Here is a 17,313-nt window from a genome sequence, read left to right as displayed (position 1 = left end):
TTTGAAAAAGTCAATCATCATAATCTGCCTTTTAGGGCTAAGTTTTAAGGTAACCGCTCAAGAGACACAAACAACTTCTATACCTGATCTTGTAACAGATCGCCCAGATGCTACTGAATCACCTACGGTTGTTCCTGTAGGTAGTTTACAAGTTGAGACAGGAGCGTTTACAACTTCCTTTGAAGAGAACGGAGTGAAAGAAGAAGTTTTTGGATATAATACAGCCCTATTACGCTATGGGATTCTTAAAAATTTAGAGTTGAGAGTAGGGTGGAATTTTGAAGAAGTTCAACGCTCGGTAAATGGTAATAAGTTAGATAATGTACAGAGTGGACTGTCACCCTTATTATTTGGAGCAAAAATCGCTATTGCACAAGAAAAGGGATGGTTTCCAGAAATGGGGTTGATAGGACATATTTTTCTTCCTTTTACAGCAAGTGCTGACTTCAAACCTGCATTTACAGCAGCCGATTTTAGATTTGCGTTTAACCATACCTTGAGTGAACGTTCCGGAATTGCTTATAATCTAGGAGGGCAATTAGGTGGTGAGTCTGCTGAGTTTGCGTATATCTACACCCTCTCTTACGGATATTCAATTACAGATAAATTAGGTGCTTATGTAGAGCTCTATGGGGATTTGCCAGAAGATAGTAGTGCTAATCATTTTTGGGATGCAGGTCTCACGTATGCCATTGCACCACTTATTCAGCTAGATGCCACTATAGGACAAAGTATTACAGAAGGACAAGACTTTTTGCTCAGTGCGGGTGTGAGTTTCAGAATAGACAAAAAATAAATTTATGAACATAAAACAGATTCTCATATTTCTTTTCGCTTTAAGCGTGATAAGTTGTAAAAACGAAACAGCTTCCAAAAATAAAAGATTACAAGTCGTCACGACCACTTCTATGATCACTGATCTTGTCAAAAACGTAGGAGGTGATTTGATAGATATACAAGGGCTTATGGGGGCAGGGGTAGACCCGCATCTATACAAAGCGAGTGCAGGTGATGTCACAAAACTTTCTAATGCAGATATTATTTTTTATAACGGGTTACATCTGGAAGGAAAGCTCGTCGAGGTATTTGAAAAGATGGGATCTGCTACAAAAACTCAAGTAGCTTTAGGAGAACAATTGGACAAATCAACACTCATTGGTTCTGATTATTTTGCATCAAATTACGATCCGCATGTATGGTTCAATATCCAGTATTTTAAAGAGTTTGTAGGAGTTGTTGTGAGTACGCTTTCGCGAAAGCTACCCCAACAAGCAGAACAATTTAAAGCAAATGGTAACGCCTATCTTGCCCAACTCACGTCACTGGATACGGAAGTAAAAGCCATCATTGAAACCCTACCTAAGGAAAAACGAATTTTGGTAACGGCGCATGATGCGTTTAATTACTTTGGAAAAAGCTATGATTTTAACGTAGTTGGTTTACAAGGATTATCAACGGCAACAGAAGCAGGAGTACAAGATGTACAGCGACTCTCTCAATTTATTATTGATAATGATGTAAAAGCCATTTTTGTAGAAAGCTCCGTACCAAGACGAACCATAGAAGCATTACAAGCCGCTGTAAAAGCAAAAGATCACGAAGTGGTGATAGGTGGCTCGTTATATAGTGATGCTTTAGGAGATGCAGGAACTGAAGAGGGAACGTATATAGGTATGTTTAGGTATAATGTAAATACGATCGTAAACTCGCTTAAATAAAAGGAGTATGGAAGATAGGAAAATAGCAGTTCGCGTAGATGACCTAACAGTTGCTTATAATTACAAACCTGTGTTGTGGGATATTGATTTAACAATTCCTGAAAGCGTCTTGATGGCTATTGTAGGACCTAATGGCGCAGGGAAATCCACATTGATTAAAGCCATATTAGGAATTATAGAACCTATTGCGGGAAGTGTGACCATTTATGATAAACCTTATGAAAAACAACGCAAACTCGTGGCCTATGTACCTCAAAAAGGAAGTGTAGATTGGGATTTTCCTACCACAGCGCTAGATGTTGTGATGATGGGAACGTATGGGAAATTAGGATGGATAAAACGTCCTGGACAAAAAGAAAAAAAAGCATCACTAGAAGCCTTAGAGAAAGTAGGAATGCTTCCTTTTAAAAACAGACAAATAAGTCAGTTGAGTGGTGGGCAGCAACAGCGTGTCTTTCTGGCGAGAGCCTTAGTGCAAGATGCCGCGATCTATTTTATGGACGAACCTTTCCAAGGAGTAGATGCTACCACAGAAATTGCTATTATCAATATATTAAAAGAACTCCGTAAAGCGGGTAAAACCGTTATCGTAGTGCATCACGATTTACAAACCGTCCCTGAGTATTTTGATTGGGTCACTTTTTTAAATGTTAAGAAAATAGCAACAGGTCCTGTTAAAGATATTTTTAATGATGATAATTTAACAAAGACGTATGGGATTAACTATAAAGTGGCGGTGAATAAATAGTTTTAAAGCTATTAGCTTTTAGCACTTAGCTAAAAAAACAGTATTAAAATATGGCAGATGAAGTAACTTTTAATTTTGAAAAACTTAGTGTATACCAAAAATCACTAGACTTTGTGGATCAAGTATATCTTTTGGTAAAAGATTTTCCCAAAGAAGAATTATATGGTCTTAGCTCTCAATATAAAAGAGCAGCTCTGTCTATATCATTAAATTATAGGAGAAGGTCAAGGAAGTTCAGATGCACAATTTAATCGATATTTAAATATTGCATTAAATTCTTTAAAAGAATGTGTCGTTTGTTCAACTGTTGCTAAAAGGCAATCATACATTACCAAAGAGCAAGATGATGTATCACGTGCAGACCTTCAAGAATTAGCAAAAATGATTCAGGGAATTAAAAAATTTATAAAAACAAATAGCTAACAGCTAAAGACTAACAGCCAACAGCTAAAAAAACAATGGACCTCAAAGAATATTTTAGTTTAGTATTTTCAGATTATACCCTACGTACCATTACGTTAGGCACCGCTATTCTTGGGGCAATTTGTGGGATGTTAGGAAGCTTTGCGGTACTCCGTAAGCAAAGCCTTTTAGGAGATGCGATTTCTCATGCAGCATTACCCGGTATTGCACTCGCGTTTATGATTACGGGAACAAAGGATACCAATTTACTTTTATTAGGAGCCCTCGTAAGCGGACTCATAGGAACTTTTTGGATACGAGGGATCATCACCAAAACACATCTTAAAAGTGATACCGCTTTAGGATTGGTATTATCATTGTTTTTTGGATTTGGAATGTTATTACTCACATTTATTCAAAAACAACCCAATGCAAATCAAGCAGGATTAGACAAATATTTGTTTGGACAAGCAGCAACCTTAGTAGAGAAAGATGTTACCTTGATGGCAATTGTAACAGGAATTTGCTTGGTTGTATTATTGCTTTTTTGGAAAGAGTTTAAAATCTTACTTTTTGATGCAGATTACACAAAAACCTTAGGATTTAACACCCGATTTATAGACATACTTATTACTTTTTTTATTGTACTCGCGATTGTCTTAGGACTTCAAACCGTGGGTGTGGTCTTAATGAGTGCGATGCTATTAGCGCCAGCCGCCGCCGCAAGACAGTGGACAAATAGACTCAGCGTGATGATTCTTCTTGCTGCTGTTTTTGGAGCATTTTCAGGCGTATTGGGAACCGCCATTAGTGCGAGTCAAAACAACCTCTCAACAGGACCAGTTATTGTCTTGGTGGCTTCGGTGTTTGTGCTGTTTTCATTTATATTTTCTCCAGGAAGAGGAGTACTCTTTAAGCAAGTTCGGTTTTGGCAAAACAGAAGAGATTTAAAACTTCAGAAAACATTACAATTTATGTTTGATATTGCAAAAACCCATGAAGATATATCACATCCGCATGCCATCAAAATACTAAACAACTTCCAAGGATTTGCCAAAACATCACTTAAAGAAATGGAAGAAAAAAACTGGGTAAAAGTACAAGGCCAAGAATGGTCACTTACACAAGATGGGTATAACGCCGCCGAAAATTTATACAAACAATAATGTCAACACCACAAATAGAAATACAACTAATTGCAGCAGTAGTTGCCATGGCATGTGCGATACCAGGCGTATTTTTGGTACTTCGTAAAATGGCATTAATTAGTGATGCCATCAGCCATTCTATATTGCCAGGGATTGTGATAGGATTTTTTCTAACAGAAGATTTAAATTCCCCTTGGCTTATTTTATTGGCTGCCATTACTGGAGTCATTACAGTGGTTTTGGTAGAAGGGATCCAAAAAACAGGATTGGTCAAAGAAGATACTGCCATCGGATTGGTATTTCCAGCCTTATTTAGTATCGGTGTTATTTTAATTGCTAAAAATGCCAATGATATCCACCTAGATGTAGATGCAGTTTTATTAGGAGAACTAGCCTTTGCTCCTTTTGATCGTCTTTTAATAGCAGAGATAGACGTAGGACCAAAATCCTTATGGGTCATGGGTGGGATTCTCACGATTACTATAGGATTATTAATCGCCTTTTTTAAAGAATTAAAAGTAAGTACGTTTGATGCAGGACTTTCATCTGCATTAGGATTTTCACCTGTTGTTTTACACTATGGGTTAATGTCCATATCATCAGTAACTGTTGTAGGTGCTTTTGATGCGGTAGGCGCTGTACTTGTCGTGGCATTGATGATTGCTCCAGCAGCGACAGCATATTTATTGACATCAGATTTAAAGAAGATGTTAGTATTATCCGTAGTGTTTGGAGTGAGTTCTGCCATAGCAGGATATTGGGTTGCACACCTATTAGACGCCTCTATTTCTGGATCTATGACAACGGTACTCGGTATCGTGTTTTTAATGGTTTATCTCTTCGCGCCTCGTAAAGGATTAATTGCAGTGATGTACAGACAGCGTCAACAACGTACCGAAGTGTCCTTACTCACCTTTTTATTACACCTTAACAATCATACAGAAAAGAGTGAGCGACACATCAATCACTTGAATGAACACATCAACTGGCAAAAAGTACGTTCTCAAACGGTAGTAGATTTAGCTCAAAAAAATAATATGATTACGGTCACAAATAATATCGTTACATTGACTCCTAAAGGAAAAGAATTTACAGACCTAGCACTAGAGTATATTGTTACCAACAAGGATGATAAAATAGAATATATGAAAGACGATTTCTTTCTCTTTAGAGGCTAATACTATAATTTGGTATCCTTTTTGTCATATATACTATAAACAACTTTATGAAATCTTTGCATATTTTTTTAGCTATTATTTGTTTTTGCGCTTTCGCGAAAGCACAAAATACTTCCCCTACAACTTCAGCGGATGCTTTAGTATTTAAATTAGGAATAGGAATGCATCAAAAAATAAATACAGTCGAAGTTACCTTTCTTGAAGTACTTGAAGATTCTAGATGTCCTAAAGATGTAGACTGTGTATGGGCTGGGCAAGCAAAAATCAAAGTACGTATCAAAGAAAAAGGGAAAGCACCTATAGAGAAAGAATTTATTTTTGACGCTTTAGGAAAAGATGTTGTTTTATACACCTCAAAAACTTCTGTTATAAAAGCAGTTCGACTTTCTCCATACCCTAACACAAGTATGGCAATATCCGATCGCGTATATTATTTAGAAATAAGAGGGTAGATTTTATGAACCTTTGCTTTGCACGTAGGCTTTAATAGAAAACAGAAGTACAATTTCTATGGCAAATCCAAAAATACAGTAGAGAAAAGGAATTCCAAATAGAAACTTAAGAATAAGTGCTAGTATAAAATTCCCGCCAAAATAAGCACATCCTACAGCAAACTCTTTTAGAAAGTTTTCTTTGTCGTTTTTAAAGTCAAGTATATACCCTATAAGAACAAAGAGAAGTCCCATCTAGTGACAACCACAATTGCCATCCCCACAACCATCTTTAGACTTTCTTTTTAAGAACGAAGGTGTCCATACAAATTTTGTGATCAAATATCCCACAGCTATCAAAAAGATAGAAAAGACAAGTATGTTTTGAAATTGATCCATATACTATAATTTAATAAATACGCTCCACTAGTCAGTCGTAGCTAAATATCTTTCTTTACTTAAGGATTTGATACGCTATTAAAGCAACAAGATACGCAAAACCACTCATAACTCCCAATTGCAGTATAGGCCACTTCCAAGTATTGGTCTCTCGTTTTACAATAGCCAAGGTGCTCATACACTGCATGGCAAAGGCATAGAATAATAAGAGCGAAATACCGCTTGCAAAATTAAATAAAGGCTTCCCTGTAACCTCATTTGTCTCGTTTGCCATGCGTATTTTAATAGTTTCTTCCTCATCATTTCCTACACTGTATATAGTAGCAAGTGTCCCCACAAAAACCTCTCTAGCAGCAAAAGAGGTAATCAATGCAATCCCTATTTTCCAGTCATATCCTAAGGGTTCTACGGCGGGTTCTATAAACTTTCCAAGATGTCCTATATAACTTTTTTCTAATCGGAAGGAAGCAATTTGTTTTTCTAAGTCCGCTTTCGCGAAAGCGCCCTCATCCATACGCGCCGTTACAATAGCTTCTGCATTTGAAAATTCTTTGGTAGGACCATAAGAGGCAAGTACCCACAACACAATGGAAATAGCGAGTATGATTTTACCAGCATCAACGACAAATGACTTTGTTTTTTCTAAAACATTAATTGCAACATTTTTTAATAACGGAAGCTTGTAGTTGGGCATTTCTATCACAAAAAAGGACTTGCTTTTTATTTTTAATACCTTATTAAGGATCCAAGCTGAACCTATGGCAGTTCCAAATCCTATAAGATAGAGAAGCATAAGGGTGAGTCCTTGTAAATTAAAAAATAAAAATTTCTCATCAGGAATAACCAGCGAAATAATAATAAGATACACAGGCAATCGTGCAGAGCAAGTGGTAAATGGAGTAACAAGTATGGTAATAAGTCGTTCCTTCCAACTCTCTATATTACGTGTCGCCATGATGGCGGGAATCGCACAGGCAGTTCCAGATACCAAAGGGACTACACTTTTTCCGCTAAGTCCGAAACGACGCATAATCCTGTCCATCAAAAAGACCACCCGACTCATATAACCACTTTCTTCCAGAATGGAAATAAATAAAAACAAGAAGGCGATTTGTGGTATAAAAATAGCAATCCCGCCTAGTCCTGCTATAATTCCTTCGGCGAGTAGGTTAGTAAGTGCTCCGGCAGGAAGTGTATTTTTTACCCATTCACTTAACGACGCAAAACTAGCATCTATAAAGTCCATTGGGTATTGTGACCAATTATAAATCACCTGAAAAATAAACATCAGTACAGCAAAGAAAATCACATATCCCCAGACTTTATGAGTAAGTGTGCGATCTAGGCGTGTGCGCAAATCTTTAGCGTTTGCAATATCTATCGTAAGCGTTTCTTTTAGAACCTCATTAATAAATTTATAGCGTATAATCGTTTCCTTTTGCTGTAAGCGTTTAAGATTACTCACAGATTCTGTTTTAAAGGAAGCAATGGTATTCATCTCTTTACGTTCTACTTTTCCAAAATTAACATCTTGAGTAATCACTAACCATAACTTGTATAAGTCCTGATTAGGAAATGCTTTGCGTAATCTGTCAAAATATTCTGGTGCAATCACAGACGCATTTACACAAGGCTTTGTAGAAATATTTTTATGATCGGTAATGAGTTGTTTGAGATAATCAATTCCTTGTTTTTTACGACTACTTATTAAAGCAATTTTTGTGTTCAGGAGAGCTTCCATTTTTGGAATATCTAAACTAATAGCTTTACGTTTCATCCGATCTGCCATATTGATAGCCAGAATCGTAGGAATACCCAAATCTTTTATTTGTGTAAAAAGAAGTAAGTTTCGTTTTAAATTCTCTACATCAGAGATCACAACAGCAACATCTGGGAAATCTTTATCGTTTTTATTGAGTAATAATTCAATAACAACATTTTCATCTAGAGAAGAAGCGTTGAGACTATACGTACCTGGAAGATCTAAGATATGTGCTTTCACACCTCTGTCTAATTTACAGATTCCTTCTTTTTTTTCAACGGTAATCCCTGGATAATTCCCTACTTGTTGGTTAAGCCCAGTAAGATGATTAAATACCGAAGTCTTTCCTGTATTAGGATTTCCTATAAGTGCTACATTGAGTTGCTTTGCCATAAGACTAAGATGGCGTTTCTATTAAAATATGTAATGCAGTCTCTTTTCGTATAGCGAGATAACTTCCATTTACATTAATATACATCGGATCTGAAAAGGGGGCAAGTTGCAAAAGTTGTACTTCGTTGCCAGGAAGACAGCCCATTTCTAATAGCTTAAGAGGGACTTTATCTATAGCTATATCTTTAATGATAGCTTTTTCTCCTCTCTGTAAATGAGCCACTGTTTTCTTCAATGTTTATTTAGATTAAATTTAAACAAGACAAAAATACACCATTTTAAGTAAAGGAAAAAGAGATTTTTTCGTTAAAATAAAAGGGCTATCTCTTTAGAGATTCATAAGGTATTTACTAAATTAAACTTACTTAGTCTTCGTATTCGAGTTTTAAAATTTCAATTTCTTCCAAAAGACGTTCTATTTCTTTAGGATCAGTGCCATCATAATAGCCTCTTATCTGGCTTTTTTTATCAATGAGCATAAAGTTTTCTGTATGCACCATGGCATCTTCTTCTCCAGGAATATTTTTTACCGCCAGATAGCTTTTTCGCGCAAGCGTATAAATTTCTTTTCTAGAACCTGTAACAAGATTCCATCGCGTATCATCTACTCCTTTTTTTATAGCATACTCCTTTAAAATTTTAGGAGTGTCATATTCTGGAATAACAGAATGCGATAATAATAAGACGTCGCTATCTTCTTTAAGTTCTTTTTGAATCTGTACCATGTGATCTGTCATGATAGGACAAATCGTCTGACAGGTGGTAAAAAAGAAGTCAGCCACATAAATTTTATTTTTATAATCTTCTTGTGTAATCGTATCTCCGTTTTGATTAATGAGTTGAAAGGGAGCGATTTTATGGTATTTTTTTACATATTGAATAGTGCTATCCACAAGCGTACTGTCTACCATTTCGGGTTGATAGATAGGTAGCTTTTTTGGAACTTTGAGAAGATTATAAATGATAGTGATGATGATGATAGATAAAACGGTCATCACAATAGCAAAGACTTTATAGCGTTCAAAAAAGCGGAGCATACACGTAGTTTTTACAAAATTACAACGGGAAATTGAGTTGATCTTCTTTTTTCCCTTAAAAAAAAGTGAAAAGAAACCTACAATGGTCTAATTGCTTTCTTAAACCGTGCGAAAAGGTTACTTTTGTGCGTTTTAAATTTTGACACACCACAACAGCCATGGAGCTATTTATACAGATATCACAATTTGTCCTTGCCATTTCTATTTTAGTAATCTTACATGAGTTTGGTCATTTCTTACCAGCTCGTTGGTTTGGGATTAAAGTCGAAAAGTTTTTCTTGTTTTTTGACGTAAAGTTTGCACTATTCAAAAAGAAAATAGGCGATACGGTCTACGGTGTGGGTTGGTTGCCATTAGGAGGCTATGTAAAAATAGCAGGAATGATTGATGAAAGTATGGATAAAGAGCAAATGGCTCAACCTGCGCAACCTTGGGAATTTAGATCAAAGCCAGCTTGGCAACGCCTTATTGTGATGGTAGGAGGGGTGACCGTAAATGTCTTATTGGCATGGGTGATCTTTAGTACGTTATTGGTGGTTAATGGGGATGTGTATATCCCTGCAGACAGACTCAAATATGGAATAGAAGTTACCGAAGAAGGAGAGGCTTTAGGTTTTCAAAACGGAGATCAAATTTTATCTATAGATGATAAGAAAGTCCAGAAATTTGGAGATGGGATCTTATTTGATATTTTATTGGGAGATAATGCAGTAGTGCTCAGAGATGGAAAAGAGGTTCCTTTTCCTATAAGTGACCAAGGAAAAAAGATCATATTAGAAAGTAAAAAAGGAGCTTTCCTTTCACCTAGAGCTAGTAATGTTATAGGAGTAGTAGCGCCTAATTCACTAGCTACTGAACATGGAATAGAAATTGGCGATAGAATTGTAGGTATAAATGGGAATTCTGTCACCTATTGGGGACAATTTGAAGACTTGCTGGCTGATGCGAAAGATGAAAATTTAACAATCACGCTAGAAAGAAATGGGTCACCATTTACAAAAACGTTTTTCATAAAAGAAGGTCAGCCTGTAGGAGTCATTACAGATACTAAAGAATTACTCGTCAAAGATGAATACGGAATACTTGCTTCCATACCCGAAGGTTGGAATCGTACAATAAGCTCATTGACCAAACAAGTGAGACAGTTTAAATTGATCTTCAATAAGGAGGTACAAGGATATAAACAAGTAAAAGGACCTATAGGAATTGTAGAAATGATGTCTCCTACTTGGGATTGGGTAAAATTCTGGTCATTTACAGCCATGTTTTCTGTGTGGTTAGCCTTTGTGAATATCCTACCAATTCCTGCATTGGATGGTGGACACGTTATGTTTTTACTATACGAAATGATTTCTGGGAAAAAACCTTCAGAAAAAACATTAGAACGTGGTCAGATTATAGGGTTCATTATTGTGATGGGGTTAATGCTTGTCATTTTTGGAAACGATATCTGGAATTTATTCAAATAAAACTCCCTACGCTTTCGCGAAAGCGTGTAATAGCTAAAAATTATTTTAAACAACAAGCACTATCATTTTTTGTTATAGTGCTCGTTGTTGTAGCTTTTTTTAAAACGTTTTAAGCACGTTTTAAGAATTTTATTTACCATTTATTATTTTGATTTTAACAATGCGTGAAACAGCCTAATTTTAAATTTTGTCAAATTTCTAGATCTCTTTCTAAAAAGTATTCAACTACTTTTTACTAGTAAATTTTACATATGCTTTTCTCTTTTTACTAGTATTTTTCATTTTTGTACTAATTCCCTGATATTTAAAGCTAAATCCATAGCCGCTACGGAAATACCGTAAAAAAAATGTTATTGTTAATAATTATGTGAATAAAATTGTGTATCTTGTCGATGATTTAATACGTTTCATCGATTTTTAAAGAAAATGTTATATCTTAAAGAATAGTTAAATCGCTAAGTTTTATCTTAGCTGTAAAATTATTTTATTCTTTTGTTTAGTCCCTAAACTGTATAAAAGAATCATAATTTTTTTAATATACCAATGATCAAACCTACAATCTCCGCAACAAATAAGACAACCTTTGTCTTAATGTTAACTATTGTTGAAGACTTAAAATGCACATCATATATGATGATGCATTTTTTATGTTGGTGCATAATGCCTTTCTACTCTTTTTGCAACCTCTTTGTCACTATAAATCAGTGCGATACCACTATTTTTGTTCAAAAAATCAAAATCAATGTACTTAAAAAACCATTAGAAGTTTTTTTTCGTACATATATAAATAGACCAACTCACCATCAAAATAATATATGCTTGATGTACTCAAGCGTAAAAAGAAGAAGCGTATGAAAATCAATACTCGATTCTCAATCATCTTAAAAAGCATACACACACTATTTAAGTATAGTGCGCTTTTTATTGCTATACTGTTTGCATCAAATAATAGCCTTTTTGCACAAGAGACTCCGATTTTCCCTAATAACCAAGTATTAGTTTCGGGAACACTTAATCAGCCAGGATCTGTGTATAGATTTTCTGATGTTTCTTTAACGGTAAATGGAGGAATTCTTGACGTAGACGCATTAGTGACTTTAGTTAGTTTTACAGGAACACCTACAGTAAATACAGTAGATGGAACAACAGCTATAGTAAATAGATTTGAACCTTCTATAACTTACGATACAGCAGATGAAGCAGTAACTTGGAATATGCAATTTATTGTAGCAGATTCTTCGGAACCTAATCTTGCAGATGCGATTCCTATTCCTTTAGATTCATACAGTATGGAGATTATTGATATGGATGCAGGAGAGTTTGCAATCGTTACAGTACCTGCTAGTTATGAGTTGGAAGGAGCGACGCCTCCAGGTACCATTATAACAGCTGGAACTCCAGGAGCCCAGACAATCAGATTTGATAGTGCAAATATTACAGATGCAGGAGTAGACGCTGCAAATACAAGATCTGTTGTAAAATTAAATTATGTAAATACAAGTAGTATAAACTTTACATTAGGGAGAGTAAATAATGATCCAGTTACTACAAGACAAATTTCAATCGGTTTTTTAGGAGAGGTTGTTTTCGGGAATCCAACAGTGGTTAATACTAATGCTCCACCTGTAGTTGTAGATAATTTTGGAAATATTGTTGAAATAAACTCAACAGGGAACACACCTATTAATGTGCTTACAGGATCTTCAGATCCTGATGGAAATTTAGATGTATCAAGTGTTACCTTAATAGACCCAAATGATCCTACAAATATAGGAACAGTAGGAAGTCCACTGGTTGTTCCTGGAATTGGAACGTATGTAGTAGATGCTTCTGGAAACGTAACATATACGCCAGCAAATGGTTATACGGGTTCTGCAAATATAAATTTCAGGGTTGAAGACGATTTAGGCACCTCTTCAAATACAGCTCTTTTAGAAATTACGGTGGTTGAAGATTCTGACGGAGATGGTGTGTTTGACTATGTAGACCAAGATGATGATAACGATGGTATTTTAGATACAGACGAACTAAACTGCTCTCCAGATCCTGTGGCTCTGGGTCAGACATTTACTATAAATAATACTGAGATAATATCACAAGGTAATTTGTATACCTTTGATCCTGACGGAGCAGGGCCGCTTCCAGCGGTAACAGCAACATTTACTGGGGAGTTAGAAAATACAATAGATGCAGATGTCAATGCAGGCGTAGGACCTAATTGGCCTACGGATGGAGGAATTGAGGATGCTTCAGGAGGAACAGTGCTACAATCACGATTGGATGATTCAGATTTTGATACTGGAAGAACAGCGCTATATACATTAACATTTAGTGAACCTGTCTATAATCTTGAGTTTTCTTGGGGAGGTTTAGATAATGGAGACCGTTCAGACTTTGCCTCAGATGGAGCATTACGAATAGAAAACATTGATGCACTAGATGATGCCGACTCTTTTATTCTTGGAAATTCTGTAGTAAGTACAGATGGAACAGGTAATGCACCTGCAAATGCGGTGAGAGTAATAACTTCTGGACCTGTAACATTCGTAACCATAAGAGCAGCAAAAGATGAGCCAGATGGTTCTGATAATGCTGGAAATGTGACCTTAGGCTTATTTGATCTAAAGTATTGTTTGCTATTAAACACTGACGGTGCTGATGATCCAGATTATTTAGACACAGATAGTGATAATGATGGATGTCCTGATGCTGTAGAAGCGAATGGAACATTTCAGCAATCAGATCTTACAAGTTCAAACAACCTTGCAGATAATGACGAAGGACAGGTAGACGCAAATGGAATTCCTGAAGATGCAGGTGGTGCTTCTCAACAGCAAACTACAACAGCCGATGTCACTCAAGCTACGCAGGTAGTAGTGACAACAGAGGTTTCTGATCAATCAGTAATGACAGGCGGGACTACATTTAGTGTTGTCGCTAGAGGAGATGACGCAACAGGATATACCACAGGCACGCCTGATTATGGGACACCTGGAAATGCAAATGGTGGAGTGAATTACCAATGGTATATTGGAGACCCCAATGCGGGCGGAACACTCATTGATGGTACAGATACAAATTATACAGACTTTACTACTGCAACACTTGCTATAGGTGATGTTTCGGGTCTTGGAGGAACAGAATTTTTTGTGGTTATCACTCATGATAATAATGCATGTATCACATTAGAATCTAGTGGTTTTTTAATTACACCAATAATTAATGATGATGTTGCAAGTGGTGATGAAGATACTCCAGTAAATATCGATGTTTTAGATAACGATAACACTACAGGAGCAACTGCTGAAGTAACAGAGGTAACAGATCCAGCCAATGGAACTGTTACCATCGAGGTAGATGGTACAGTGACCTACACGCCAGATTCAGACTTTAACGGAACGGATAGTTTCGACTATACAGTAGTAGTGACCAGTCCAGACGGATCAACCAGTACAGATACAGCGACGGTAGTAGTAACAGTCGCACCGATTGCAGATGTGGTTGATGATGCAGAGACGACTCCAGAAGACATACCAGTCAATGTAGATGTTTTAAACAATGATACGTTTGAAGGAGCAAATAATGAAGTAACCGATGTAACCGATCCAGCCAATGGAACGGTCACTATCAATCCTGACGGAACCGTTACCTACACACCAGATCCAAACTTTAATGGAACAGATACGTTTGATTATACAGTAACAGTCACCAATGCAGACGGTAGTACATCAACAGAGACAGCTACGGTAGTCATTACAGTGACTCCAGATAATATTGATACAGATGGTGATGGTGTAGAAGACGAATTCGATATTGATGATGATAATGATGGAATTCTTGATATCAGAGAATCATTAACACAAGCACAATTAACGGCAGATACAGATGCAGACGGAGTTCCAGATTATAGAGATCCTGATTTCTGTACGCTTAATGCAAATGGAATATGTGCAAATTTAGACCCTTCTGCAGATAATGATTTAGATGGTATTCCTAACTATCAAGATGCTGATTTCTGTACGCTTAGTGTAGATGGGATTTGTGCTTCAATGGATGCAGATAATGACGGGGTTCCCAACCATTTAGATCTAGATTCAGATAACGACGGTATTCCAGATAATAATGAAGGACAATCCACTCTTGGATATACACCTCCTCTAGATGACGGATCAGACGGAAGCGTTGCAGGGGATGGTATTCCTAATGTGACCGCTACTGGATTACCAGTGACGTATGTAAATGCGCAAGGCGAAGAGCTTGGTATTTTTCCAGTAAACACAGATACCGTAGATCAACCAGATTATTTAGATACAGATTCAGATAATCAAGGAGGTAACGATACCGCAGAAGCTGGATTAATCTTAGCAGGAACTGATACAGATGGAGACGGACTCGATGACGCTGTAGACACAACGGATACACCAGAACTAGATGGAACACCTAATTATGCAGATCCTAATGGAACAATCAATGATACAGCAGATCTTCCAGATACAGACGGTCCTATCGTTGGAGGTATTCCACAAGGAGACCTCAATGATGGCGGTAATGTAGATTTTAGAGATCGTACTTCTAATGAAGATAGTGATGGTGATGATGTAAATAATAATGAAGATCGAGATGATGATAATGACGGGATCACTGATGTTACAGAAGGATATGGCTTTTATGAAGGGGTAGGCCCAACAGGGATAGGATGTACAGGTATTAACTATGACTTCAATGGTGGAACCTATCAAGCTGGATCTTCACCTACTGGTGCAGGATTTGCAGGTTCTATATGGCGTTTTGAAAATGTAGGTGTTGATATAAATGGAAACACTATAGATGCCTTAGTAACACTTACATCAATTAGTGCAGGAGCACGTGTCACAAATATCGATCAAACATCAGGAGGTACAGTAGCTTTCCAGCCTATTATAAGATACAATGCAAATACTACTGGAGATAGAACAGCGGTCTTTAACTTTAGACTTGTTGAAGATAATACAACAACGAACGCGACAGTAGAAAGAATCGGTGGTTTTATACAAGACATTGACAGTGGTTCTAATGGCGGTCCAGAAACAAGCTCAATCAGAGAGTTTTATAGAGTTCAAAATATTAGTGGATATTCTATAGGGAATCCCACACGAGTAATAGCCCAACAATTAGCAGGAGGAATTGTACAGTTCATAGCAGATGGTAGCGGTAGTGCTCCTATAGAACCTATTGATACAGGAAACCCTTGGAGAGTATTCTTTCAAAAAACAGAGACCAATACATTTAATTTTACTATTGGAGCAAATAAAAGGACAAACCAACAAGTAGATCGTTTTTATTCTATTCAATTTGATGAGTGTAGAATTAATCTTTATAATGACCCTAGTCACGTATTTATAGACGCACCAGACACAGATGGAGACGGAACTCCAGATTATTTAGATTCAGATTCAGATAATGACGGTTGTAATGATACTGTAGAAGCTGGTTTTATTGACGCTTTCGCGAAAGCGGACGAAGATGGAGAACTTGGAAATACCTCCCCTGCTGTAGTGGACGAGAATGGACTCGTAATATCGGACACGGCAAATGGAGGGCCAGGATATACTGAACCTACAGATACAAATGGTGATGGTGTTTTTGATTTTCTTGATGATACTGAAAATCTAGCATGTTTTACGCTTGTAGACGATACAGATACAACCCCAGAAGACACTCCAATAAATGTAGCTGTTTTAGATAATGATACTGTCCCTGGAACCTATGATACTGTTCCTGGACATATTATTACAGAAGTAACAGACCCAGTCAATGGAACGGTAACGATCAATGCTGATGGTACGCTAACCTATACCCCAGATCTTAATTTCAACGGAACCGATACGTTTGATTATACAGTAGTTATAACAAATGCAAATGGATCAACTGATACAGAAACGGCTACGGTAGTCATCACCGTAACTCCAATCGCAGATGTGGTTTTAGTAGACGATGTAGCCAGTACAGATGAAGATGCTCCTGTAAATATTGATGTGATTGGGAATGATGATACCGATGGCGGGACTCCAGTGATTACCAATGTCACGGATCCAGCCAATGGAACAGTCACCATCGAGGCAGATGGTACGCTAACTTACACTCCAAATCCAGACTTTAATGGTACCGATAGTTTTGACTATACGGTAGTGGTCACCAATCCTGACGGATCGACGAGTACCGATACTGCGACTGTGGTGGTGAGTGTAAATCCAATTGCGGATGTGGTGGATGATGCAGACAGTACACCAGAGGATACCTCAGTGAATGTGGATGTCTTAGCAAACGATACTTTTGAAGGCGTAAATAATGAAGTAACACAGGTGACGGATCCAGCCAATGGAACGGTGACTATTGAAGCAGATGGTACAGTAACCTATACCCCAGATGCGGACTTTAACGGTACGGATACCTTTGACTATACAGTGACAGTGACTAATGCCGATGGTAGTACGACAACAGAAACAGCTACAGTAGTGATTACCGTCACTGCGATTGCCGATGTGGTTTTAGTAGATGATGTAGCGAGCACGGATGAAGATGCTCCTGTAAATATTGATGTGATTGGGAATGATGATACCGATGGAGGTACTCCAGTGATTACGAATGT

At 37.1% G+C, this 17,313-nt stretch carries 14 protein-coding genes; 10 read left to right on the top strand and 4 right to left on the bottom strand.

The genetic code is table 11. The annotated features are described in order from the left end of the window. The first annotated feature begins 1 nt into the window (after position 1). The 8 genes from Q0505_RS21240 to Q0505_RS21205 are packed head-to-tail and all read left to right on the top strand — an operon-like array spanning position 2 to position 5,646. A complete protein-coding gene (locus tag Q0505_RS21240) occupies positions 2-796 on the top strand; it encodes a transporter (RefSeq protein WP_299217683.1) in 795 nt (264 codons plus the stop codon). Between the two features lie 4 nt (positions 797-800). Then, a complete protein-coding gene (locus tag Q0505_RS21235; protein WP_299217680.1) occupies positions 801-1,718 on the top strand; it encodes a zinc ABC transporter substrate-binding protein in 918 nt (305 codons plus the stop codon). A gap of 7 nt (positions 1,719-1,725) precedes the next feature. After that, positions 1,726-2,466, top strand: coding sequence for a metal ABC transporter ATP-binding protein (locus Q0505_RS21230; RefSeq protein ID WP_299217676.1), 741 nt, complete (start codon positions 1,726-1,728; stop codon positions 2,464-2,466). A gap of 50 nt (positions 2,467-2,516) precedes the next feature. Beyond that, positions 2,517-2,717, top strand: a complete 201-nt coding sequence (locus Q0505_RS21225; RefSeq protein ID WP_299217673.1) for a four helix bundle protein — start codon at positions 2,517-2,519, stop codon at positions 2,715-2,717. Continuing rightward, complete coding sequence (locus Q0505_RS21220) at positions 2,677-2,889, top strand: four helix bundle protein (RefSeq protein ID WP_366519459.1); 213 nt, start codon at positions 2,677-2,679, stop codon at positions 2,887-2,889. Before Q0505_RS21225 ends, Q0505_RS21220 begins: the two co-directional genes overlap by 41 nt. 35 nt (positions 2,890-2,924) lie before the next feature. Further along, entirely contained in the window at positions 2,925-4,034 is a 1,110-nt protein-coding gene (locus Q0505_RS21215) for a metal ABC transporter permease (RefSeq protein ID WP_299217670.1), read from the top strand. Then, on the top strand, positions 4,034-5,194 hold the full coding sequence (locus Q0505_RS21210) for a metal ABC transporter permease (RefSeq protein WP_299217667.1): 1,161 nt from the start codon (positions 4,034-4,036) through the stop codon (positions 5,192-5,194). Before Q0505_RS21215 ends, Q0505_RS21210 begins: the two co-directional genes overlap by 1 nt. Positions 5,195-5,241: 47 nt before the next feature. Further along, on the top strand, positions 5,242-5,646 hold the full coding sequence (locus tag Q0505_RS21205; RefSeq protein ID WP_299217664.1) for a hypothetical protein: 405 nt from the start codon (positions 5,242-5,244) through the stop codon (positions 5,644-5,646). Positions 5,647-5,649: 3 nt separating this feature from the next. Here Q0505_RS21205 and Q0505_RS21200 read toward each other — a convergent pair whose 3' ends face one another. The 4 genes from Q0505_RS21200 to Q0505_RS21185 all read right to left on the bottom strand — a co-directional run bounded on the left by Q0505_RS21200 (position 5,650) and on the right by Q0505_RS21185 (position 9,216). Then, entirely contained in the window at positions 5,650-5,880 is a 231-nt protein-coding gene (locus Q0505_RS21200) for a hypothetical protein (RefSeq protein ID WP_299217661.1), read from the bottom strand. Between the two features lie 199 nt (positions 5,881-6,079). Further along, the gene (gene feoB / locus Q0505_RS21195; RefSeq protein WP_299217659.1) at positions 6,080-8,179 is read right to left on the bottom strand and encodes a ferrous iron transport protein B; all 2,100 of its coding nucleotides are present in this window, start codon (positions 8,177-8,179) and stop codon (positions 6,080-6,082) included. Between the two features lie 4 nt (positions 8,180-8,183). Beyond that, positions 8,184-8,414: a FeoA family protein gene (locus tag Q0505_RS21190; RefSeq protein WP_299217656.1), complete on the bottom strand. Its 231-nt coding sequence runs from the start codon at positions 8,412-8,414 to the stop codon at positions 8,184-8,186. 130 nt (positions 8,415-8,544) lie between these two features. Next, positions 8,545-9,216 carry an SCO family protein gene (locus Q0505_RS21185; RefSeq protein ID WP_299217653.1) on the bottom strand — a complete coding sequence of 224 codons (672 nt, stop codon included), beginning with the start codon at positions 9,214-9,216 and terminating at the stop codon, positions 8,545-8,547. Positions 9,217-9,374: 158 nt separating this feature from the next. Here Q0505_RS21185 and rseP point away from each other — a divergent pair, with 158 nt between their 5' ends. Together rseP and Q0505_RS21175 are read left to right on the top strand one after the other, a co-directional pair. After that, positions 9,375-10,685, top strand: coding sequence for an RIP metalloprotease RseP (gene rseP / locus Q0505_RS21180; RefSeq protein WP_299217650.1), 1,311 nt, complete (start codon positions 9,375-9,377; stop codon positions 10,683-10,685). Positions 10,686-11,536: 851 nt separating this feature from the next. Then, on the top strand, positions 11,537-17,313 hold a 5,777-nt coding region (locus tag Q0505_RS21175; protein WP_299217647.1), incomplete at its 3' end, for an Ig-like domain-containing protein.

The sequence above is a fragment of the uncultured Dokdonia sp. genome, from assembly GCF_937910895.1.
Classification (GTDB): domain Bacteria; phylum Bacteroidota; class Bacteroidia; order Flavobacteriales; family Flavobacteriaceae; genus Dokdonia.
This window is presented reverse-complemented; position numbering and strand designations above follow the sequence as displayed.

What these genes read in the sequence shown, in the direction of transcription:
- rseP (WP_299217650.1), top strand. Translation starts at nt 9,375, where the DNA reads ATGGAGCTATTTATACAGATATCACAATTTGTCCTTGCCATTTCTATT.
- Q0505_RS21225 (WP_299217673.1), top strand. Translation starts at nt 2,517, where the DNA reads ATGGCAGATGAAGTAACTTTTAATTTTGAAAAACTTAGTGTATACCAA.
- Q0505_RS21200 (WP_299217661.1), bottom strand. Translation starts at nt 5,880, where the DNA reads ATGGGACTTCTCTTTGTTCTTATAGGGTATATACTTGACTTTAAAAAC.
- Q0505_RS21230 (WP_299217676.1), top strand. Translation starts at nt 1,726, where the DNA reads ATGGAAGATAGGAAAATAGCAGTTCGCGTAGATGACCTAACAGTTGCT.
- Q0505_RS21205 (WP_299217664.1), top strand. Translation starts at nt 5,242, where the DNA reads ATGAAATCTTTGCATATTTTTTTAGCTATTATTTGTTTTTGCGCTTTC.
- Q0505_RS21185 (WP_299217653.1), bottom strand. Translation starts at nt 9,216, where the DNA reads ATGCTCCGCTTTTTTGAACGCTATAAAGTCTTTGCTATTGTGATGACC.
- Q0505_RS21215 (WP_299217670.1), top strand. Translation starts at nt 2,925, where the DNA reads ATGGACCTCAAAGAATATTTTAGTTTAGTATTTTCAGATTATACCCTA.
- Q0505_RS21235 (WP_299217680.1), top strand. Translation starts at nt 801, where the DNA reads ATGAACATAAAACAGATTCTCATATTTCTTTTCGCTTTAAGCGTGATA.
- Q0505_RS21210 (WP_299217667.1), top strand. Translation starts at nt 4,034, where the DNA reads ATGTCAACACCACAAATAGAAATACAACTAATTGCAGCAGTAGTTGCC.
- feoB (WP_299217659.1), bottom strand. Translation starts at nt 8,179, where the DNA reads ATGGCAAAGCAACTCAATGTAGCACTTATAGGAAATCCTAATACAGGA.